The organism is Cupriavidus sp. CPT47-8839-RL05A, from assembly GCF_058792255.1.
Genome location: NZ_JBYTEG010000010.1, coordinates 102,924 through 122,909, shown reverse-complemented (window position 1 = coordinate 122,909; position 19,986 = coordinate 102,924). Strand labels below are relative to the sequence as shown.

Annotated in this window: 18 protein-coding genes; 5 read left to right on the top strand and 13 right to left on the bottom strand. The window is 68.2% G+C overall.

Annotated features, from left to right (window positions below):
• Positions 1-137: 137 nt before the first annotated feature.
• Positions 138-746: a cysteine hydrolase family protein gene (locus AC3WVS_RS14320; protein ID WP_492319166.1), complete on the top strand. Its 609-nt coding sequence runs from the start codon at positions 138-140 to the stop codon at positions 744-746.
• A gap of 76 nt (positions 747-822) precedes the next feature.
• On the opposite strand, the gene AC3WVS_RS14315 is transcribed toward AC3WVS_RS14320, so the two are convergent.
• The 5 genes from AC3WVS_RS14315 to gtdA all read right to left on the bottom strand — a co-directional run bounded on the left by AC3WVS_RS14315 (position 823) and on the right by gtdA (position 6,031).
• A complete protein-coding gene (locus AC3WVS_RS14315; RefSeq protein ID WP_492319165.1) occupies positions 823-2,163 on the bottom strand; it encodes an MFS transporter in 1,341 nt (446 codons plus the stop codon).
• A 109-nt stretch (positions 2,164-2,272) separates the two neighbouring features.
• Positions 2,273-3,487, bottom strand: coding sequence for a 3-hydroxybenzoate 6-monooxygenase (locus AC3WVS_RS14310; protein WP_492319164.1), 1,215 nt, complete (start codon positions 3,485-3,487; stop codon positions 2,273-2,275).
• 27 nt (positions 3,488-3,514) lie between these two features.
• On the bottom strand, positions 3,515-4,156 hold the full coding sequence (gene maiA / locus AC3WVS_RS14305; RefSeq protein ID WP_492319163.1) for a maleylacetoacetate isomerase: 642 nt from the start codon (positions 4,154-4,156) through the stop codon (positions 3,515-3,517).
• 34 nt (positions 4,157-4,190) lie between these two features.
• On the bottom strand, positions 4,191-4,889 hold the full coding sequence (locus AC3WVS_RS14300; protein WP_492319162.1) for a fumarylacetoacetate hydrolase family protein: 699 nt from the start codon (positions 4,887-4,889) through the stop codon (positions 4,191-4,193).
• A 95-nt stretch (positions 4,890-4,984) separates the two neighbouring features.
• On the bottom strand, positions 4,985-6,031 hold the full coding sequence (gene gtdA, locus AC3WVS_RS14295; RefSeq protein ID WP_492319161.1) for a gentisate 1,2-dioxygenase: 1,047 nt from the start codon (positions 6,029-6,031) through the stop codon (positions 4,985-4,987).
• Positions 6,032-6,183: 152 nt separating this feature from the next.
• Here gtdA and AC3WVS_RS14290 point away from each other — a divergent pair, with 152 nt between their 5' ends.
• Entirely contained in the window at positions 6,184-7,104 is a 921-nt protein-coding gene (locus AC3WVS_RS14290; protein WP_492319160.1) for a LysR family transcriptional regulator, read from the top strand.
• 183 nt (positions 7,105-7,287) lie between these two features.
• On the opposite strand, the gene AC3WVS_RS14285 is transcribed toward AC3WVS_RS14290, so the two are convergent.
• Positions 7,288-8,643, bottom strand: coding sequence for a serine hydrolase domain-containing protein (locus AC3WVS_RS14285; RefSeq protein WP_492319159.1), 1,356 nt, complete (start codon positions 8,641-8,643; stop codon positions 7,288-7,290).
• A 209-nt stretch (positions 8,644-8,852) separates the two neighbouring features.
• Here AC3WVS_RS14285 and AC3WVS_RS14280 point away from each other — a divergent pair, with 209 nt between their 5' ends.
• Positions 8,853-9,755 carry a YihY/virulence factor BrkB family protein gene (locus AC3WVS_RS14280; protein ID WP_492319158.1) on the top strand — a complete coding sequence of 301 codons (903 nt, stop codon included), beginning with the start codon at positions 8,853-8,855 and terminating at the stop codon, positions 9,753-9,755.
• 33 nt (positions 9,756-9,788) lie between these two features.
• On the opposite strand, the gene AC3WVS_RS14275 is transcribed toward AC3WVS_RS14280, so the two are convergent.
• The 4 genes from AC3WVS_RS14275 to AC3WVS_RS14260 are packed head-to-tail and all read right to left on the bottom strand — an operon-like array spanning position 9,789 to position 14,015.
• The gene (locus AC3WVS_RS14275; protein WP_492319157.1) at positions 9,789-10,739 is read right to left on the bottom strand and encodes a CobW family GTP-binding protein; all 951 of its coding nucleotides are present in this window, start codon (positions 10,737-10,739) and stop codon (positions 9,789-9,791) included.
• Positions 10,736-12,400 (bottom strand): amidohydrolase, encoded by a 1,665-nt coding sequence (locus tag AC3WVS_RS14270; protein ID WP_492319156.1) that lies wholly within the window; start codon positions 12,398-12,400, stop codon positions 10,736-10,738. The genes AC3WVS_RS14275 and AC3WVS_RS14270 overlap by 4 nt, the downstream gene beginning before the upstream one ends.
• A 12-nt stretch (positions 12,401-12,412) precedes the next feature.
• Positions 12,413-13,795, bottom strand: coding sequence for a sodium:solute symporter family protein (locus tag AC3WVS_RS14265; protein WP_492319155.1), 1,383 nt, complete (start codon positions 13,793-13,795; stop codon positions 12,413-12,415).
• A gap of 13 nt (positions 13,796-13,808) precedes the next feature.
• Positions 13,809-14,015, bottom strand: coding sequence for a DUF3311 domain-containing protein (locus AC3WVS_RS14260; protein WP_340523470.1), 207 nt, complete (start codon positions 14,013-14,015; stop codon positions 13,809-13,811).
• Positions 14,016-14,171: 156 nt separating this feature from the next.
• Here AC3WVS_RS14260 and AC3WVS_RS14255 point away from each other — a divergent pair, with 156 nt between their 5' ends.
• Positions 14,172-15,107: a LysR family transcriptional regulator gene (locus AC3WVS_RS14255; RefSeq protein ID WP_492319154.1), complete on the top strand. Its 936-nt coding sequence runs from the start codon at positions 14,172-14,174 to the stop codon at positions 15,105-15,107.
• Between the two features lie 59 nt (positions 15,108-15,166).
• On the top strand, positions 15,167-16,204 hold the full coding sequence (locus tag AC3WVS_RS14250; RefSeq protein WP_492319153.1) for a LacI family DNA-binding transcriptional regulator: 1,038 nt from the start codon (positions 15,167-15,169) through the stop codon (positions 16,202-16,204).
• Here AC3WVS_RS14250 and AC3WVS_RS14245 read toward each other — a convergent pair.
• Genes AC3WVS_RS14245 through AC3WVS_RS14235 form a run of 3 tightly spaced genes read right to left on the bottom strand, consistent with a single transcriptional unit; the run spans position 16,201 to position 19,728 of the window.
• Entirely contained in the window at positions 16,201-16,908 is a 708-nt protein-coding gene (locus AC3WVS_RS14245; RefSeq protein WP_492319152.1) for a sulfite exporter TauE/SafE family protein, read from the bottom strand. The genes AC3WVS_RS14250 and AC3WVS_RS14245 overlap by 4 nt on opposite strands.
• Positions 16,909-16,910: 2 nt before the next feature.
• Positions 16,911-18,359, bottom strand: coding sequence for an amidohydrolase family protein (locus AC3WVS_RS14240; protein WP_492319151.1), 1,449 nt, complete (start codon positions 18,357-18,359; stop codon positions 16,911-16,913).
• Between the two features lie 19 nt (positions 18,360-18,378).
• Positions 18,379-19,728 (bottom strand): uracil-xanthine permease family protein, encoded by a 1,350-nt coding sequence (locus AC3WVS_RS14235; protein WP_492319150.1) that lies wholly within the window; start codon positions 19,726-19,728, stop codon positions 18,379-18,381.
• Between the last annotated feature and the right edge of the window lie 258 nt (positions 19,729-19,986).

Below are 19,986 nucleotides of genomic sequence, written 5' to 3'. Positions count from 1 at the left end.
TATCGGATGTTGTCCATCGGGCCACTTTCGGGGTTGCAGCCGGCGTTGGAAACTACCTCCCATGCCGCGGTTGCGGTGATTGGGGCGGCCTCCTCGCCAGCGGCGCCGCCCTCTTCTTTTCCATGACGAGGACCACAATGAACCACCCGACGATTCGCACCATGGCCGGCGCACCGGCCCCCACCGCCATCGAAGCCGCCAGCAGCGCCTTGCTGGTGATCGATTTCCAGAATGAGTACTTCAGCGGCAAGATGCCGATCCCGGACGGCGCGCGCGCCCTGGGCAATGCGCAACGCCTGATCGCTCATGCGGATGCGGCCAGGATTCCTGTTTTCCACATCCAGCACGTGACGCCCGCGGGCAGCCCCGTCTTTGCGGAACAGAGCGCCAGCGTGGAATTCCACAGCGACCTGCAGCCGGCCGCGCATCACACCGTGTTGCAGAAGACCTCGGTCAGCGTGTTCCCGACGACCGACCTGGACCAGCGCCTGAAGGCCGCCGGCATCAAGACCCTGATCATCACGGGCCTGATGACCCATGCCTGCGTGTCCGGCGCGGCGCGCGATGCGGCGCCGCTCGGATACGGCGTAATCGTGGCGGAGGATGCCTGCGCCACGCGCGACCTGGATACGGCCGGCGGCGTGGTGCCGCACCGGGACCTGCACCGGGCCGCGCTTGCCACCATCGACGACACCTTCGGCGATATCCTGACCACCGAGCAGGTGCTGAAACTGCCGATCGCCTGATCGATCGCGGACAGCCATGATGCCGAGGGGGAGACCGTCAGGCCGCCTCCCTCTCAGTCACTCCCGCCGCCCGCCTTCAGACTGCCAGGCGCTCCACCGCACTCTCGCGCCTGACCATCCCCAGCGAGAACATCGACAACCCTGCGATCAGCGCCGGCACGCCGATCAACGCAAACAACGCCGGCATGCCCAGGCCCATCGACAGCATGGTGGCCCCGCCGACCGACCCCACCACCGAGCCCATCCGGCCAACGCCGTTGGCCCAGCTCACGCCTGTGGCACGGCAGTCCGTCGGATAGAAGCTGGCGGACAGCGCATTCGCACCCACCTGCGACCCTGAGACGCAGAAGCCCGCAAGAAACACCGCCATGCCCGCAGCCACCGGCTCGGAAGCAACGCTGCCCACCGCCGCGATGCCAAGCGCCGCCAGTGAATAGCTGGACGCCAGCACATAGTGCGGATTGATCCGGTCCATCAGCCAACCCAGCGCAATCGCCCCCACCGTCCCGCCGACCTGGAACATGGTTGTCACCAGCGCTGCCGTGCGCAGCGAATGGCCGGCGGTGCGCAGCAGCGTCGGCAGCCAGCTGGACAGCAGGTAGATCACCAGCAGGCTCATGAAGAACGTCAGCCAGAACAGCAGCGTGCCCCGCAGCAGCTCGGGCCGGAACAGGTGCCGCACGGGCGAGCTGGTGCTGCGCTGTTCGCCGACCACGAAGGTGGCGTCGCGCAGGTCGGCTTGCGGCGCGATCTTCTGCAGCGTGGCGACGATGCGTTCGCGCTGCTTGCCGGCCAGCACGAGGTAGCGCACCGATTCCGGCAGCAGCCACAGCAGCAGCGCCGCCAGCACCAGCGGCATGACCCCGCCGGCGACCAGCACCGAGCGCCAGCCAAAGGCGTCGATCAGCCCGGCGGAAGCCAGGCCGCCGAAAGCCGAGCCCAGCGTGAAGCCGCAGAACATGGTCGTGACCAGGAACGAGCGCCGCTTTTCCGGACAGAACTCCGAGGTCAGCGTGATGGCGTTGGGCATGGCCCCGCCCAGGCCCAGGCCGGTCAGGAAGCGCAGCAGCACCAGCGTCCACAGGTCCTGCGACCAGGCCGAGGCCAGGCTGGCGGCACCGAAGAACAGCACCGACAGCACCAGCACGCCCTTGCGCCCGAAGCGGTCGGCCAGCGGGCCGAAGACGAAGGCGCCGACCATCAGGCCGCCGAGCCCGGCGCCGAACAGCGGCGCCAGCTGGGCCGGCGTCAGCTGCCATTCCGCGCGGATGGCTGGTGCGATGAAGCCGATCGCCGCCGTATCGAAGCCATCGACCGCAACGATCAGGAAGCACAGCACGACGATGCTCACCTGGAACGCCGACAGCGGCTGGCGGTCGATGAACGCGGTGACGTTCAGGGGTTGGCTGGCAGGCATGGTGGTCTCCTCCTTGATGCCAGGATTAGGGGCGAGTCACGTCCGGCAGCCTTATGCGCGGCCGCCAGATCGTTTCGGATTGACTGCGAAGAAAAATTGCGCCAGCGGCTTACAGCCACGGCGTGGGGCTCAGGCACTGGTCGGCACGCCAGCCATGCAGCCACTGCAGCGCGTCGTAGAACTGCGCCTGCGTGCGGCCGGTCCACAGGCTGTTGCGCACCAGCCGGTCCACGCCCTTGGCGTGGTAGACCCGGCCCATGTCGCGCGCGGCATACAGCACGCGGGCGGTACGCGGGATGCGGGCCTGCTCGTACAGCTTGAACGCTGCCTCGCAATTGCCGCCGGCGGCCTGCACCGCGGCGCCCAGCGTGACCGCGTCTTCCAGCGCCTGGCAGGCGCCCTGGGCCACGTATTGGGTCATCGGGTGCGCGGCATCGCCCAGGATGGTGGCGCGGCCGAAGCTCCAGCGCTCGACCGGGTCGCGGTCGGCGGTGGCCCAGCGCTTCCAGGAAGTGGGCCGGTCCAGCATCTGGTGCGGCAGCGGATGGATGCCCTCGAAGTACGACAGCACTTCCGCCTTGCTGCCGTCGCGCACGCCCCAGGTTTCCTGCTCGCGGCTGTGGAAGGTCACCACCAGGTTGTACTGCTGGCCGCCGCGCAGCGGGTAGTGGACCAGGTGGCAATGCGGGCCGGCCCACACCACCGGTGCATTGACCTGCAGGTCCTGCGGCATGTCGGCGACGCCGACCACGGCGCGATACACCACGTGTCCGGTGACGCGCGGCTCGTCGCCGATCAGCGCCTGGCGGATCGCGGACTTGACGCCGTCGCAGCCGATCACGGCATCGCCATGATGGTGTTCGCCGTGCTGGTCGATCACGGTCACGCCCTGGTCGTCCTGCAGCAGCTGTTCCACGCGCGTGCTGGTGCGGAACGTGATCAGCGGGTGGTCCTGCACCGCCTCCAGGATCGACAGGTGGATATCGGCGCGATGGATCACCGCATACGGGTTGCCGAAGCGCTCGCGGTACGCCTGCCCGACGTCAACCTCGGCGATCACGCTGGTATCGATCGCATCGCGCAGGCTGAGGTAGTCGGTAAAGACAGCCCGGCTGCGCGCAGCTTCGCCTACGCCCAGCGCATCCAGTGCGGCAAAGGCGTTGGCGGCGAGCTGGATGCCCGCGCCGATCTCGCCGATCTGCTCGGCCTGCTCCAGCAGTTCGATGCGGATGCCCTGGCGTGCGAGCGCCAGCGCCGCGGCCAGGCCGCCGATGCCGCCGCCGATGATGAGGACCTTGCCGGTCGCGTTGTTGGTACTGCTCATGTCTTGTCTCCTCGCCTGCGCGATGCGTCAGGCGGTGTAATCGGGCTGGCGCCCGGGCGCCGCCTGGGCAAAGGCGGGATGGGCGCTGGCGTGTGCGTAGACCGCCATCGCGCGCTGGTACCGGCTCAGGTCGCAGCCCATGCGCAGGGCGTTGGCGACTTGCGGCACCAGCGTGACGTCAGCGAGTGTCGGCGCATCGCCGAAGCACCACCTGCCATGCCCGTGCTGCGCCAGCAGGCGCTCCACGCCGGCCATGCCTTCATCGATCCAGTGGCGGTACCAGGCATCCTTCTGCTCGGGCGTGACCTTCAGCACGTCCTGCAGGTAGCGCAGCACGCGCAGGTTGTTGACCGGATGGATGTCGCAGCCGATCAGCGTGGCCAGTTCCAGCACCCGCGCACGCTGCACCGGGTCTTGCGGCACAAGGCGCGGCTCCGGATGGAGCGCGTCCAGGTAGTCGAGGATCGCGAACGACTGCCCGAGCGTAAAACCGCCATCCACCAGCGCGGGCACGGTCGCGGACGGGTTGATTTTCCCGACGTACTCCGGCTCGCGGTGCTGGCCGGTGCGGATATTGACCGGCAGGTAGTCGTACGGCAGGCCCTTGAGGGCCAGCGCGATGCGCACCCGGTAGGACGTGGAGCTGTTGAAGAAACTATAGAGCTGCATGATCGGTAATGCCCGTGTGCTGCGATTCAGAGGTTCAGACCACGCGCACGGCCAGTTCGCCGAGGCCGTCCACGCCCGTGACCATGGTCTCGCCGGCCTTGACCGCGCCCACGCCTTCCGGCGTACCGGTGAAGATCACATCACCCGGTTCCAGGCGGAAGAACTGCGACAGGTAGGCCACCGTCTCGGCCACCGACCAGATCAGGTGCGACACATCGCTGCGCTGCTTCGTTTCACCGTTGACCGTCAGCCAGATGCCGGCCTGTTGCGGGTGGCCGATCTCGCTGGCGCGGTGGATCGGCGCGACCGGCGCCGAGGCATCGAAGGCCTTGCCGATCTCCCAGGGGCGGCCCATTTCGCGCATCTTCATCTGCAGGTCGCGGCGGGTCATGTCGAGGCCGACGGCATAGCCCCAGACATGTTCGAGTGCCTGTTCGACCGGGATATCCGAACCAGCCTTGCCGATCACTGCCACCAGCTCGGCCTCGTAGTGGTAGTTCTGCGTCTGCGCCGGATACGGCAGGTCCAGCGTGGTGCCGGCCTGCACCGGGACGATCGCATCCGCCGGCTTGCAGAAGAAGAACGGCGGCTCGCGGTCGGGATCGAAGCCCATCTCGCGCGCATGGGCGGCGTAGTTGCGGCCCACGCAGTAGACGCGGCGCACGGCGAACTGGTCGTCGCTGCCGGCAACGGGGATGGAAACGGTGGCGGGGGGCGTGAAGACGTAGGACATGGTTCGAGGTTTCCGGTAGTCGTCAGGTAAGCGGGAGCCTCAGGCGGTGCGCGCAGGCACCGCCCGGGGCAGGTCGGATCAGGGTCGCGGGACGCTCAGGTGCGCGCTTCGCGCAGCAGGTTCATCGCGGACAGCACGGGCCGGTCGGAATAGCTGAACAGCACCGCGTCTTCCAGCGCGCCCAGCTGCACTGGCGCCCACGACGGGGCCACGAAGATGTCGCGCGGCTCGAACTGGAACTGGTCGTCACCGATGCGCACCGTGCCGCGCCCTTCCACCACGCTGTAGACGGTGGCGTCGGTGCTGCGGTAGGTCTTGCCCTGGAAGCCCGCCGGCAGGTACTGCATGAAGGTGGCGATGGTCGGCATCGGCCAGCCGCCGGTGGCCGGGTTGATATAGCGCAGCTTGACGCCGTCCCAGGCATCGAGCTCGCCGTTGCGGTAGAGCTGGTCCAGCGCCTCGCGCGAGCGCTCGTACGGGTAGCTGAAAATCGGTGAAGTGGGATCGGTCACACGGTGTCGCACCGGCACCATGTTGTGCCCGAAGCGGGCAAAGCTGTCGCCCTCGACGCGGGTCACGGGCTGCTGGGCTTCCGGGTAGTTCTCGGCAAACCCGGCATCGAACTGCTGCACCAGCGGAATATCCAGCCCGTCCAGCCACACCACCGGCTCGCCGCCGTCCTCGACGGCAGGGTTGCCATGGTCGTGCCAGGTCCACGACGGCGTGATGATGAAGTCGCCGGGATGCATGGTGGTGCGCTCGCCGTTGACCGCGGTCCAGGCGCCCTTGCCTTCGACGATAAAGCGCAGCGCGGACTGGGTATGGCGGTGGCTGGGCGCGATCTCGCCCGGCAGGATCAGCTGCAGGCCAGCGTACAGCGTGGAGGTGATGCTCGACTTGCCCGGAATGCCCGGGTTCTCCAGCACCAGCACGCGGCGCACCGCTTCCTCGGCGCTGATGACGCCGCCGGCCTGCATCACCAGCGGGCGGATCTGGGCGTACTTCCAGATGGCGGGAACGATCTGCGGCCGCGGTTGCGGCGGCACCAGCGCGTGCAGCGACTCCCACAGCGGGGTCATGTGGCTGCGGCCGATTTCTTCGTAATAGGCCACGCGGGCCGGGTCTGGGGTGTGTTCGGACATGCTGTCTCCGTAACTTTATGCAGGGCTTTGGGAGCGCTTTTGTGGGTGCGTGTCATCGCTCGCACCGTCTTGTTGTCGTTATACGCGGCGGCCTATAAGATTTGAAATGAACTTTTCATCTTATCGATACCATTTTTCATATAGGTAGCCTCATGGACTGGACCCAGAGATTGCGGCTGCGCAACCTGCAGATGCTGCTGAGCCTGGCCGAGACCGGCAATATGAGCCAGTCGGCGGCCATGCTGAACACGACCCAGCCGGGCCTTTCCAAATGGCTGAAGGACCTGGAGGACGATATCGGGCTGCCCCTGTTCGAGCGCCAGGCGCGCGGGCTGCGGCCCACGCCCTACGGCGAGTCGCTGATCGAGCACGCCCGCCGGATCGAGGCCCAGCTGGATACCGCGCGCGACGACCTGCAGGCCATGCGCGACGGCGGCAGCGGGATCGTGGTGGTGGGTACCTCGGGCGCGTCGTCGGCGGATACCGTGCCGCTGGCAGCGCTGCAATTGCTGCAGCAGATGCCCCGCGCCAGCGTGCGGCTGGTGGAAACGACCATGGACCGGCTCATGAGCCAGCTGGCGCACAGCGAGCTGGATATCGTGGTGGGCCGCTCGGCGCCCGAGCTGCAGGATGCGCACATGCGCACCGAATCGCTCTACATGGAGCCGATCCACTTCGTCGCCCGGCCGCGCCACCCGCTGCTGCAAGGCGCGCGCATCGGCTGGGACGACCTGTATCGCTACCGCTGGGTGGTGTGGCCGCGCGGCACGCCCATCCGCAACGCGCTGGAAGGCGCGCTGGCCAGCGCCGAGCGTGCGCTGCCGGCAGATTGCGTGGAGAGCAATTCCACCGTGCTGAATCTCACGCTACTCAACAACAGCGACATGATCGGCCTGGCCTCGCACCGCACCGCGCGCCGGCTGGAAGCGCTGGGCGCGCTGCGCATCGTGCCGCTGCGGCTGGCGGGGTTCGGCTCGGTGTCGATGTACTGGCGTGACGACGCGCAGTCGCGCGCGGCGGTCATGGCCATGCTGGATTGCCTGCGGCGGGCGGCGGGGGCGCCGCAGGACTAGGTGCTGCTCAAAAGCGATGCCGCATCCATTCTCTTTCGTTGTGGTTGGTCATCGCCACGGCGAAGATGCCGATGGCTGGATTGCGGACTGCGCGGCCCGCAGGCGCGCAGCAGTCCTGCGCACGCCCTGGCGGCGTGCGTGAGAGGCAGATCGGGAGAGTCCGCCGGCCCCTGCCGGCGTGGGTCAGCGGCTGACCGCGCGCTGGATCGCGAGCGCCGCGGCCACCATGGCCTCGGCGGATTCCAGCGCCCGGGCCGGATCGTCGCGCTTGCGCACCGCGGCTGCGCTGGTCGCACGCGCGGCGCCGTCCGGGCTGGCGGAGAACTTCACCACCGTCAGCCCCCTGGCCGGGTTGATATAGATCTTCTGTCCGAAGCGCCCGCTGGCCTCGATGCTGCCGTCGCCGTCGTTGCGCTGGAACCAGTAGTTGCGGTAGCCATAGCCGTCGCGGCCCGGCATGGTGTTGCCGCGCGCAAAGCGGGCCTGGTTGCCGGCGGGCTGCAGCGCAATGCGCGCCGCCGCCGGCGAGATCCCGCCCGAGGCGTCGCCGGCGGCCGCCCGGCGCACGGCCTCGGCAAAGCGGGCGGCATCGCGCAGCGTGGAATTCATGCCGCCGCTGGCCATTTCCGTGCCCTGGCGGTCCACCTGGGTGTAGGCATCATCGTCGGCAAAGCGGGACCACAGCCGCTCGCTCACCAGTTGCGCCCAGCTCTTGCCGGTGATGCGCCGCAGCGCCCATGCCACCGCTTCCGGCGAGCCGTTCTGGTAGTACCAGACGCCGCCATCGTCGCGCCCGCCGGTGGCGTGGACGACCTTGAGGAAGTCATAGATGGTATCCGGCGCCTCCGCCTTGCGCGGCACGATCCCCACCGCCCCGAACAGCCCCAGGTCCGGCGGCAGCCCCTCCGGGTAGCCCACCGGCACCTCCATGTCCAGGTTCTGCTGTACCGTGGCCTCGCCGAACGGGTTGCCGGCCAGTTCCGGCACATACTGCGCCAGCCGGGCCTGCGGATCGAGCTTGCCCTCTTCGACCAGCATGGCGGCCAGCAGCCCGGTGACGGACTTGGTCATCGAGGCCCAGATATGCGGCTGGTAAGGACCAAAGCCCGCGAGGTAGCGCTCATAGACGACCTTGCCCTGGTGCAGCACGATAAAGCCGTCGGTATGGGTGTCGCGCAGGTAGTCGGCCAGTCGGACCGTCTTGCCCGCCACGGCAAACGTGGTGCCGTCCAGTTCCGTGCCGGGCTGACCGGCCAGGGCCAGCGGCTGGCTGGCATGCCGGATCCCCGCCGTCGGCGACATCTCGCGCGCATGCCGGAACGCCCAGCGCATATACGGCGGACGCAGCCCGCTGCCGCGGCTGACTTGCTTGTCGGGCGGCGGCGGAAAGCCCTGCATGACCTCGTCCTCGGCAACGGCCACGGGCTGGCCGGTGCCCTGCGCCAGCGCAACGCTCATCGGCGCCACCAGCAGCGCCACGGCCAACCACACCCGACTGCGTCCGAATCCCGTCCTGCGCGACACTGTTTGCGCTTGCATGCTGTCTCCATTCCTGTCCAGGCGGCTGCACGCACGGTGCGCCGCCTTGTATGCATGAGGTGCAAGCCCGCATGGCGCAGGCCGCGGCCGCCATCTTGGCGGACGCGGTTCCCGACCACAATGATGCATTCGGAATAGAGCCATAACCCGGTGGAATGTCAGGCACCGAAGCCGCATAATGGCGAAACCCTTCCTCTCCGGTGTCTGCCATGCAGCTTCCCGACGCCCGCGTCCGCGACCTGCTCCGCCATCCGGGGCGCTTTGCCTGGCACACGCTCAGGCAGTTCCGCGCCAACCAGGGGCTGCTGCTGGCCGGCGCGGTGGCCTACTACGCGCTGCTGTCGATCGTGCCGCTGCTGATCCTGATGATCATCGCCCTGTCGCACGTGATCGAACCAGACCCGCTGTTGTCCACGCTCGCGCGCTACCTGGAGTGGGTGGTGCCGGGGCAGTCCAGGGCCCTGGTCACCGAGCTTGCCGCCTTCCTGCGCAACCGTGGCACGATCGGCTGGGTGCTGCTGGTCACCATGCTGTTCTTCAGTTCGCTCGCCTTTACCGTGCTGGAGAATGCCATGTCGGTGATCTTCGAGCACCGCGTGGCGATCCGGCGCCGGCATTTCCTGGTCTCGGCGCTGCTGCCCTACTGCTATATCGCGGTACTGAGCGTGGGCCTGCTGCTGGTCACGTTGGTATCGGGCGGCCTGCTGGCCATCGGCGAACGGCATGTGGAAGTGCTGGGCCGAGACTGGTCGCTGGACCGGCTCTCGACCGGCCTGCTCTACCTGCTCGGCTTCATCGGCGAGGTGCTGATGCTGACCTCGATCTACATGGTGATGCCGGTTGGCAGGCTGTCGCTGCGGCATGCGCTGAGCGGCGCGTTGATTGCGGCCGTGCTGTGGGAAATCTCCCGCCATGTGCTGGCGTGGTACTTCACCACCTTGTCGCAAGTGAGCCGGGTCTATGGCTCGCTGACCACGGCGATCGTGGTGCTGCTGAGCCTGGAGATCGCGGCGACCTTGCTGCTGTTTGGGGCGCAGGTGATTGCGGAGTTCGAGCGTGGCGGCTGGGAAGGAAGGCCGGCGCATGCGGAACCGGAAGAATTCCACACCTGAGCGGCGCCGCAGCGACGCCGTTCGCGCGCCCGCTCAGGCGAGCGCCAGATCGAGGCAGGCGCGGATACGCCTCTCCTCCTCCGCACCGAAGGCACCGATCAGGACCAGCGCAGACCCTGCCGCATCGCCTTGCGCCATCGGACTCAGCCGCATGCGGCCCGCGACCACATGCATTTCGTGCAGGCGCGGATCGGCTGCCAGCCTGACCATGCCCTTCGCGCGCAGCAGCCGCACCGGCAGCGTCTTCAGCGCCTGCCGCAGCAGCGCCTTGTCGAAGTCGCGGCCGGTCTGGTATGAAATGCTGCGGATGCCGGCGTGCACGGTGCCGACGGCTCGCCGCCAGTGCCCGCCCGCCTGCAGCACTGCATCGGCATGTGGTGCCGGCGGGGCGGCGTCGACAAAGACCGACAAGGGTACCTCGCCCTCGCATGCGGTCAGCACCGTGGCACGCGGCGCGATGGCGTCGACCTTGGCGGCAGCCATTGCCAGCGCATCCGCATCGGCAAGGTCTGCCTTGGTCAGCACCACTACCGAGGCTCCCGCGATCTGTTGCCGCACCATGTCGCCCACCAGCGGATCGTGCAGGCTGTGGCCGACCTCGGTCACATCCACGGCCACCACCACGGCATTGAGCACAAGGGCCCGATCCAGCAAGCCGACCTGTGCAATGCGCTGCGGGTCCGAGACGCCGCTGGCCTCGATCACCAGCAAGTCCGGCCGCTGCTCCCGCGCTGCGATGGCCACCAGCGCCTCGGCCAGCCGGCCGCCGATCGAGCAGCAGATGCAGCCGTTCTCCAACTGGATCACGTCGTCGCTGCGCGTGCGGATCAGCGCGGCATCGATATTGATCTCGCCGAAGTCATTGACCAGCACCGCGATGCGGCGCCCGTGCGCGTTGGCCAGCAAGCGGTTGAGCAAGGTGGTCTTGCCGGCGCCAAGGTAGCCGCCGACCACCGCCAGCGGGACCGGAGGCCGCGTGTTCATCGGGCCGGCGCCGCGAACACGCGCCCGCCCAGTACCGTGCCCCAGACGCACACGTCCTTCAGGCACTCGGGACCCACCGCGGTCGGGTCATCTTCCAGCACGGCAAAGTCTGCCAGCTTGCCGGACGCGATGCTGCCGATGCAATGGTCGAGCTTCAGTGTATAGGCCGCACCCATGGTGATGGCATACAGCGCGTCGGCGACCGGCAGGCGCTCCGCTTCGCCCAGCACGCTGCCGCAAGCGGTCTGGCGTTGCACCGCGCACCACGCCGTAAAGAGCGGGTTCAGCGGCGTGATCGGCGCATCGGAATGGATCGCGAACGGAATCCCCAGCCGCCGCGCCGTGCCCGCCGGGTTCATGCGCGCAGCCCGCGCCGGTCCCACGGTATGGCCGGCATGCGCATCGCCCCAGTAGTACAGGTGGTTGGAGAAGAAGTTGATGCACAGCCCCAGCCGCGCCGCGCGCGCCAGCTGTGCCTCGTCCGCCAGCTGGCAGTGCTGCAGCGTATGGCGATGGTCCGCGCGCGGATGGCGCGACAGCATAGCTTCCAATACGTCCAGCACCACTTGCGTCGCCTCGTCGCCGTTGGTGTGGATATGCAGCGGCAGGCCGGCCAGGTGGAATGGCGTGAAGGCGTCGAGCAGTTGCTCGGGCGGGATCAGCCACAAGCCATTGGCCTGGCCGCCGGCATACCCCGGTGCACGCAGGCGAGCGGTAAAGCCCTGGATCGAACCGTCGACAATGAACTTGACCGGACCGAAGCGCAGCTTGTCGGTGCCGGCCGCCGCCGCGGCCTGCACGCGGGCGGGGCCGCCCTGCGCATTGCGCTGCGGCGAGAACGCCGGGACGATGCGCAGCGGGAAGCCGGGGTCGGCAGTGACCGCCTGCAGCGTCTCCAGCCCCTTGGGCGACAGGTCGTTGACCAGATCCGTCGCCGTGGTCACGCCCGCCAGTTGCGCCACGCGGCCGAAGCGGCGCACCGCGTCGGCATTCTCGGCGGCGGCCAGCGACAGGCCGCTGCCAAGCACGCGCTGCACCGGGAACATCGCCGCGAATTCCTGCAGCTCGCCGGTGGGCAAGCCCCGCGCGTCCTTGTGCACGCCGTCGATATCGGTGTCCTCGTCGATGCCGGCGCGCGCCAGCATCGCGGAATTGACGTTCATCAGATGCACGCTGGCATGCATCACCACGATGGGCCGCGTGGCCGAGACGCGATCCAGCTCGCGCACCGACAGCCGGCTGGCGCCGAAATAGATCGGGTCGAAGCCCCAGGCCAGCAGCGGCGTTTCCGGGTCATGCATCTGGCTTGCCGCGCCCGCCAGGCGATCGATCACCTGCTCCAGCGTACGCAGGCCGTGCCAGAGCTTGCCGTCCGGATCGCGGCGGTCGAAGTAGCCGACGTAAACCGCATCCCACATCGCGCCTTCCATCAGGTGGCAATGGCCTTCGACCAGCCCGGGCATCAGCACCTTGTCGCGGAAGGTGTCGACCTGCACCGCATCCGGCCAGCCGGCCATCTCGGCGGCGCCGCCCACGGCAAGGATCTTGCCGTCGCGCACCGCGACATGGGTGGCCTCGGGCTGGCCGGCTTCCATCGTGAGGATCTTGCGCGCCACGAATACCTGGGTGCGCGCGGTGTCGTCTTGTGTCATGGATTGCATGAGTCCAGTCATTCACGCCGCCTGCACGCGGGCCAGGCGGGGTGCGTAGTTCACCAGCGCGGTCACCAGCAGGTTGACGCCCAGGCTGACCAGCCCGAGGTTGATGCCGCCGAAATCTACCTGCTGCACATACAGCGCGATCGCCAGTACCTGGCCGGTGACGATGCCGAGCCCAATCGCCAGCGCCCGCACCTTCAGCGAGAACAGGATCACCAGCACGCCAGGGAAGAACTGCGTCACGCCGTAGTAGGTGGTGTTGATCAGCGTCAGCATCAGGTTGGGCGTGGCCAGCGTCATGGCGATCGACAGCACCAGGTAGATCACGATCACCACCTTGGCGCCCTGCTTCTGGCGCGCCTCGGGCATGCCTGGCAGCAGGTTGCGCGTGACGATGGGACCGATCGCCAGGCAGATGCCGGCCAGCACCAGCAGCCCCGACAGCGCGGCGCCGGCGGTCACCAGTCCGAGCAGCCAGTCCGGCAACAAGCGCACCGCCGCCGCGAAGAAGGCCTCATTTGGCGATGCGAGCTGCAGGTTCTGGCTGATCGCGTAGTAGGACGCCAGCACCAGGAACGGATACATCAGCATGTACAGTGGCATCGCCACCTGCGTGCGCCGGATGGTGTTGGCGCTCTTGGCCGTGAAGAAATTCTGCACCGCGAACGGCATCACGTAGAAGCCCAGCGCCTGGAACAGCATGGTGCTCATCGAGAAGCGCAGCTGGGTGTCATTCATCTGGTTGCTGACCTGCATGCTGGCGGCATGGAACACGTCGCCCACGCCCGCCTTCCAGCCCACCGCGACGCCGGTGGCGACGATCGCCACCACCATCAGGATGTCCTTGAGGATGGCGATATAGGCCGATGCGCGCACGCCGGAGATGGCAATGTAGGTAAAGGCCAGCGCGGCCGAGATCATCACCAGGTACACCGGATCGAACTCCCAGCCCAGCCCCTTGAGCGCCGCCACCAGCCCGGTGAACTGCAGCTGGCCCCAGGGCAGCAGGAACAGGATCGCCGAGCCCGCCACGATCAGCTCCAGCGCACGGCTGCCGTAGTGGCCCTTGAACAGGTCCGGCAGCGTGATCGCGTTATAGCGCGCGCCGGCCTGCCAGATCTTGGGCCCGAGGAAATAGCCGAGCGGGTACGCCAGCAGGATGTAGCCGAGGAACCAGACCCCGTAGGTCGGCCCCTTGGCATAGATGCCACCGGGAAAGCCCACCATCGTGCCGATGCTGTAGATCTCTCCCGCTGCCAGGAAGAACACCAGGTAGGCGCCGAACTGCCGCGACGCCACGAAGAAATCATGCACGCTCTGCGCGCCGTGGCCCTTCTTCGAGCGGATGGCGAGATAGAGCGAGAACACGATAAAGCCGAGGAATACCGCTGTGGTCATGGTGGTCTCCCCTTCAGGCTTCATGCGCCGCGTCGGCGGCGTGGCGGTCGAACAGCAGCCAGCACGCCAGCATGCAGCCGGAGGTCAGCACGAACCAGGCAAAGATCCAGGCGTAGATAAAGGGCACGCCGAGCACGAAGCGCTCGACAGTCGCCACCCAGGGCAGCATTCCGATGACGCCGATAAACGGCAGGCCTAGGCCGATAAACAGCTTGAGCATGATGTCTCTCCGATTTCCGATGGACGGTGGATGGCGGGGCGCCGTGTGTGCTGTCACCGGCCCGCTCTTGTGTTCCGCTCATCATAGGAAGGGGCGAGGTATGATTCAAATGCAAATGTTGAACCGATCCCATAACCAATGCGCATGGTTTTCCGCATGGACACACAGAAACTTCTGCACCTGCTCGCCGTGGTCGAGCACGGCACGTTCTCCGAAGCGGCCCGTGCCATGCACCTGACCCAGCCGGCGCTGAGCCGCAGCATCCGCGCGCTGGAAGACGAACTCAAGGCGCCACTGTTCGACCGCGGCGCGCGGCGCGCGCGCCTGACCGTGTTCGGCGAACTGGTGGCCGACCGCGCGCGCCGCATGCGGCTGGAAGAGCGCCAGCTGCGGCGCGACCTGGACCTGCTGCGCGGCGGCGAGGAAGGCTCGCTGACCATTGGCGTGGCGCCCGCGCCGGCGGCGCTGCTGCTGACGCCGTTCCTGATCCACATGGCGCAGGCCCACCCGCGCATCAAGGTGCGCACCGAGACCGGCGCCACCAGTGCCCTGCTGGAGGCACTGCGCAACGAGACCATCGACGCCATCGTCGGCGATGCCTATGTGCTGCGCGCGGCCGACGACATCGACGTGGAGCCATTGGGTGAGCTACCCGCAGGCCTGGTATGCCGCGCCGGGCATCCGATCCTGCGCAAGCGCCGCATCGATATCGAGACCATCCGCGCCTACCCGGTAGCAACCACCACGCTCAGCACCGTCATCAGCCGGCAACTGGCAGAGCTATGGGGGCCGGGCGCCGCGCCGGACAAGCTCTTCACCCTGCATTGCGACAACCTCGACATGCTGCGCAGCGTGACGCTGGCCAGCGATACGCTGCTGTTCGGCGTGCTGTCGATCACGCGCCAGGAGCGCGCCGCGGGGCTGATGGCCGAAGTGCCGATGCCGCCCGATCCGCGCCGCTGCGGCCGCTATGGCATTGCGCGCATGGCGGCGCGCTCGCTGTCGCCGGCGCTGGAGGTGCTCTATCGGTTCACGCGCGAACACTGGAAAGCGCTGTCGTCCGAAGCTGGCGCTGCCAACGCGCGCCGCTGAACCTGCCCCTTGCCGCGCGCTGTTGTATGCTCCGCCCTGAACCATCGCCCGTGTCCCGCATGACCGAATCCACGCCAGACCGCCCTCGCCGCATCACCATCCATGACGTCGCCCGCGCCGCCGGCGTGTCGCTGACCACGGTGTCGCACGCGCTGAACGACCGCGGCGTGCTGGACCCGGCCACACGTGCGCGCGTCAAGCGCGTTGCCGCCGAGCTGGGCTACCGGCCCAGCGTGCGCGCGCAGCGGCTGCAATCGGGCCGCGCCAACTGCATCGCCCTGTTGTCGTCGATGCCGTTCGCGGTGGCGGGCGGCACGTCGCGGCTCGGCTTCATGATGGAGGTGGCGGCGATTGCCGCCGAGGCGGCAATGGGGCGCGGCCTGGGCGTGGTGCTGGTGCCGCCGCTGGAAGGCGCCGGGGGCCTGCTCGATACATTGGATATCGACGGCGCGATCGTGATCGAGCCGATCGCGGGCGACCCGCATATCGCGCGGCTGCGCGAGCGCGGCGTCAGCATCGTGTCGATCGGGCGCGAGCCGCTGACCGACACGCCGGTGCCTTGCGTCGACCTGCAATCGGCCGACACCGCCCGCCTGCTGCTGGCGCACTTGCACGGGCACGGGCGCCGGCATATCGGCCTGATGATCGGCGCGGCGCCGCGCCAGTCGTATGTGGAAACCGAACGCGCTTACCGCGAGTTCACGCAGTCAATGGGCTTGCCCTGCCATATCGTCAAGGCAGCCGAGGAACACGGCGAAGCCGCGGGCGCCGAGGCCTGCGCGCAATTGCTGGCGCAGATGCCGGCGCTCGATGCGCTGTGCGCGCCGGTGGATGCGTTCGCGGTGGGCGCCATGGCCCACCTGCAAGGGCTGGGCAAGCGCGTGCCCGACGATGTGCTGGTGGTGACGCGCTATGACGGCATCCGCGCCCGCAGCGCGCAGCCGCCGATCACCGCGGTCAACCTGCACCTGGAGCGCGTGGCATCGCTGGCAGTGGAGCTGCTGTTCGCACATCTTTCCGGCGACCGCAGCCGCGACGTGATCACCGGGCCCGCGCCGGAACTGGTGGTGCGGGCATCGTCCACGCCGGGCAGCTAGCCGCGCAGCAGCACCACGGCACCGGAGACCAGCGCAAATACCAGCACGCCGATGCGCAGCATGCGCTGGTTGATGCGCTTGTGCACCAGGTGGCTGGCCACCATTCCGACCATCAGCACCGGCAGCAGCCCGATGGCATAGAGCACCTGCTCCATGCCGAGCCGGTCGCTCAACGCCAGCACCACCAGCGAGATCGCTTCACCGACCAGGAAGCACAGCGCCACGGTGGCGCGCAGCGTCGCGACCGGCGCGTGCTGGTAGGCCAGCGCCAGCGGCGGGCCGCCGACACCGGTTGCGGTCTCGGTCACGCCGGTGATCAGGCCGGTCGAGGCAAAGGTCAGCCGCCCCGGCGTAAAGGCCGGCGCCAGCAATGACACCACCGCTGCGGCAATGGTGCTGCCGCCGACCAGCGCGTTGAGCCAGGCCATCGGCATCGCCACCAGCACCCACAGCCCGCCGAAGGTGCCGGCCAGCCGCCCGGCGCTGATCCAGCCTGCGCCGCGCAGGTCGATGGCATGGCGTTCGCGCCAGGCCACGTAGGCATTGAGCGGCAGCATTGCCAGCAGCAGCGCGCCCGGCAGCATCGCCGGCGCGGCCAGCGCCAGCACCGGCACCACGATCAGCGCGAAGCCCATGCCGGTCGCACCCTGGACCAGCGCGCCGGTAAAGACCGCCACGCCGACGCTGAACAACGTCATGTCCATGGTCAGGATGCCTCCGTGCCAGCCTGGCGCGCGCGGTGCACGTCCGCGGCATCGTGCAGCTTGCGGATCGGGGCATGGGCGACGGTGTCCTCGGCCATGGCGTGGATCGCCCGCATCAGCGCGCGTGCATCCCAGTCCGTGGGCCAGCCCTGCCACAGGCGCAGGCTGCCATCGACAAAGACCGCGCGGATCTGGTCGCGGTTGGCCAGGCGCACCAGTTCCCAGGTCAGGTCCCAGGACGGCGTCAGCTCAGGCACGTCCAGGTCGACCAGCAGGAAGTCGGCGCGCTTGCCCGCGGCGATCTCGCCGGTGAGCGCACCGAGACCCGCCACATCGGCCGCGTCGTGCGTGGCCATGTCGACCCAGCGCCAGCCCGCGCCGCAGGAGGAATCGCCCACGCCGATGCCGAAGGCGAAGCGCTGGGCGGCCTCGGCATAGTCCAGCAGGCGGAAGCCGTCGCTGCGGGTGCCATCGGTGCCCAGGCCCAGGCGCACGCCGAAGGTGGCCATGGTTTCAGCCGGCGCCACGGCGTTGCCCTTCCAGGCGCTGGCCACGGGGTTGTAGGCCACCGCGGTGCCGGTGTCGGCCAGCAAGCGGATCTCATGCGGCGTCACCAGCGTGGCATGCGCCAGCAGCGCCGCCGGGCCCAGTGCGCCGACCGCCGCGAGATGTTCGATCGGACGGCGCCCGCAGGCGTTGAGCGAGCGCTCCACCGCCACCAGGTGCTCGTTGGCATGGGTCTGGAAGATGCGGCCGGACTCGGCGCACAACTGGTAGACGTGGTGCAGCATCGCGTCGGAGGCCACCTCGGGAATCGAGATCGCCAGCGACGGGGCCACCAGCGGATCGCTGGCGTACTTGTCCAGGTGGGCGGCGGCGCGGCGCAGGATCGGCGCGGCGTCGAGCGTTTCGGCGCCGGGCTTGTCGTTGCAGATCAGGCCCAGCACGCAGCGCACGCCGGCATCGGTGACCGCGCGCGCGACCGCATCCAGCCCGGCGTCGCTGCGCGTGCCGGCATCGACCACGGTGGTGAAGCCGCCGCGCAGCGCTTCCAGCGCCGCCAGCTTGGACGACAGGTACAGGTGCTCCGCCTTCAGGCTGCCTTCCAGCGGCACCCACACGCGCCGGAAGATCTCCGACGGCTCGCCGAACACCAGCGACTTGCCGAACGACTGCGTCAGGTGGTGGTGCGTGTCGATCATGCCGGGCATCAGCAGCATGCGCGGCAGCGGCAGGGTCTCCAGCTCGGGGAAGCGCGCGGCGACTTCCGCGGCCGTGCCCACTGCCGTGAAGCGGCCGCCCTCAACCACCACTGCGTGGCCGCGTACCGCGCCCTGGCGCAGCAGGGTCCATTCCGGCAGCAGGATGCGCGGCTGCCTGAAGCTGTCCGGCACCAGGGCCGGGTTGGTATCGCCGGGCCAGGCCGGCGTCGAGTCAGAACGATCAGTCATTGCAATTCAGGAAGCCGGGTCAATGCGTGGCGGCGGCATCGTCGCGGGCAACCGCGCCCGCTGCCGCGGCCCGCAGGCCCGTATGGAAAAACAGGAAGTTGAGCAGCGCCGCGGTAATGGCACCCATCGCCACGCCATTGCCCACCAGGATGCGCACGTTGCCCGGCAGGCCGCCATAGATGCCGGGCACCAGGATCGGCAGCAGGCCCACGGCCAGCGCCACGGCCACCACGTACATATTGGCGTGGTCGCGCAGGTCCACCTTGCGCAGCATGTCGATGCCCATGGTGCCGACGATGCAGAACACCACCAGCCCGGTGCCGCCGACCACGGCCTCGGGGATGGCGCTGATCAGCGACGACACCGGCACCAGCAGCCCGAACGCCACCAGGATCGCGCCCGACATCGCCGTGACGAAGCGCGAGCGCACGCCGGTGGCACGCACGATGCCGATGTTCTCGCCACTGGTGATGATCAGCGAGGTGCCGAACATCCCGCCCAGCAGCGAAGTCAGCGCATCGGCGCGGATGGTGCGCGGCACGTCGCGCTGCTGGTCCACCGGCCGGCCCACGGCATCGCTGATCGCCAGCGTCTGGCCGGTGGCCTCCACCATCGAGATCACGGCAAACACCATCAGCGGAATCGCCGCCACCACATCGAAATGCGGCCACCCGAACGGGAACGGCGTGGGCAACGCGAACACCGGCGACATCGACACATGGCCAAACTGGAACGCGCCGGCCAGCCCGGCCACCAGCGCACCGCCTAGCAGGCCGAGCAGGATCGCCAGTTGCGCCAGCATGCCCGACAGCAGGCGCGATGCCGCCACGGTGCAGGCAATGGTGGCGAACGCCAGCAGCAGGTTGAGCGGGTCCACCGTGCTGCCCGCGGCCGGGTGGCCGGCAACCAGCTTGCCCGATACCTGCGCCAGGTTGATCGCCACCAGCAGCAGCATCGTCCCCACCACCACCGGCGGGAAATAGCGCAGACAGCGCCGGAACACCGGCAGCACGCAGAAGTAGAACACGCCGGTCAGGATCACCGCGCCGGCAGCGGTCTGCACGTCGGTCTGCTGCGCGATCAGGATAAACAGCACGATCGGGGCGCCGCCGGGCAGCATCACGAACGGCAGCCGGGCACCGATGCCGCGCTTGCCCAGCGACTGCAACAGCGTGCCGAGGCCGCAGATCACAAAGGTGGCGCTCAGCAGCTGCACCGCCAGCGCGGGCGGGAAGTTCAGCGCCTTGCTCATCAGGAAGACGGACGCGATCGGCGACGCTGCCATGACCAGTACGTGTTGAAGCCCGAAGACAAACAGGCGCCGACATGGCAGCCGTTCATCCACCGGCGCGGGGGCGGGGTGGGACATGCTTTGCTCCTCGTTTGGTGTGTGGGCGTTTGTGCCGGTGGCTCGCAAGCCACTTGCTGCATCTGTGCGCAATTCGCCTCAGATATTATCGATTTCCGCTAACAAAAACGTTTTGGTAAGTGTAGGGAAATGGAATTCGCGATGCAAGCGGTTTCTCGGCGGAGCGCCCGTGGTCTTCCCTTATATCGATTCAATCGATAAGTGCTAGCAGCAAAACACGTTTCACAAGTTGATGCCGCGGCCTCAAAGTACCCGCCA

Excerpts from the sequence above, each read along its gene's own strand:
- AC3WVS_RS14320 (WP_492319166.1), top strand. The coding sequence starts at position 138 with ATGAACCACCCGACGATTCGCACCATGGCCGGCGCACCGGCCCCCACC.
- AC3WVS_RS14315 (WP_492319165.1), bottom strand. The coding sequence starts at position 2,163 with ATGCCTGCCAGCCAACCCCTGAACGTCACCGCGTTCATCGACCGCCAG.
- AC3WVS_RS14310 (WP_492319164.1), bottom strand. The coding sequence starts at position 3,487 with ATGAGCAGTACCAACAACGCGACCGGCAAGGTCCTCATCATCGGCGGC.
- maiA (WP_492319163.1), bottom strand. The coding sequence starts at position 4,156 with ATGCAGCTCTATAGTTTCTTCAACAGCTCCACGTCCTACCGGGTGCGC.
- AC3WVS_RS14300 (WP_492319162.1), bottom strand. The coding sequence starts at position 4,889 with ATGTCCTACGTCTTCACGCCCCCCGCCACCGTTTCCATCCCCGTTGCC.
- gtdA (WP_492319161.1), bottom strand. The coding sequence starts at position 6,031 with ATGTCCGAACACACCCCAGACCCGGCCCGCGTGGCCTATTACGAAGAA.
- AC3WVS_RS14290 (WP_492319160.1), top strand. The coding sequence starts at position 6,184 with ATGGACTGGACCCAGAGATTGCGGCTGCGCAACCTGCAGATGCTGCTG.
- AC3WVS_RS14285 (WP_492319159.1), bottom strand. The coding sequence starts at position 8,643 with ATGCAAGCGCAAACAGTGTCGCGCAGGACGGGATTCGGACGCAGTCGG.
- AC3WVS_RS14280 (WP_492319158.1), top strand. The coding sequence starts at position 8,853 with ATGCAGCTTCCCGACGCCCGCGTCCGCGACCTGCTCCGCCATCCGGGG.
- AC3WVS_RS14275 (WP_492319157.1), bottom strand. The coding sequence starts at position 10,739 with ATGAACACGCGGCCTCCGGTCCCGCTGGCGGTGGTCGGCGGCTACCTT.
- AC3WVS_RS14270 (WP_492319156.1), bottom strand. The coding sequence starts at position 12,400 with ATGCAATCCATGACACAAGACGACACCGCGCGCACCCAGGTATTCGTG.
- AC3WVS_RS14265 (WP_492319155.1), bottom strand. The coding sequence starts at position 13,795 with ATGACCACAGCGGTATTCCTCGGCTTTATCGTGTTCTCGCTCTATCTC.
- AC3WVS_RS14260 (WP_340523470.1), bottom strand. The coding sequence starts at position 14,015 with ATGCTCAAGCTGTTTATCGGCCTAGGCCTGCCGTTTATCGGCGTCATC.
- AC3WVS_RS14255 (WP_492319154.1), top strand. The coding sequence starts at position 14,172 with ATGGACACACAGAAACTTCTGCACCTGCTCGCCGTGGTCGAGCACGGC.
- AC3WVS_RS14250 (WP_492319153.1), top strand. The coding sequence starts at position 15,167 with ATGACCGAATCCACGCCAGACCGCCCTCGCCGCATCACCATCCATGAC.
- AC3WVS_RS14245 (WP_492319152.1), bottom strand. The coding sequence starts at position 16,908 with ATGGACATGACGTTGTTCAGCGTCGGCGTGGCGGTCTTTACCGGCGCG.
- AC3WVS_RS14240 (WP_492319151.1), bottom strand. The coding sequence starts at position 18,359 with ATGACTGATCGTTCTGACTCGACGCCGGCCTGGCCCGGCGATACCAAC.
- AC3WVS_RS14235 (WP_492319150.1), bottom strand. The coding sequence starts at position 19,728 with ATGTCCCACCCCGCCCCCGCGCCGGTGGATGAACGGCTGCCATGTCGG.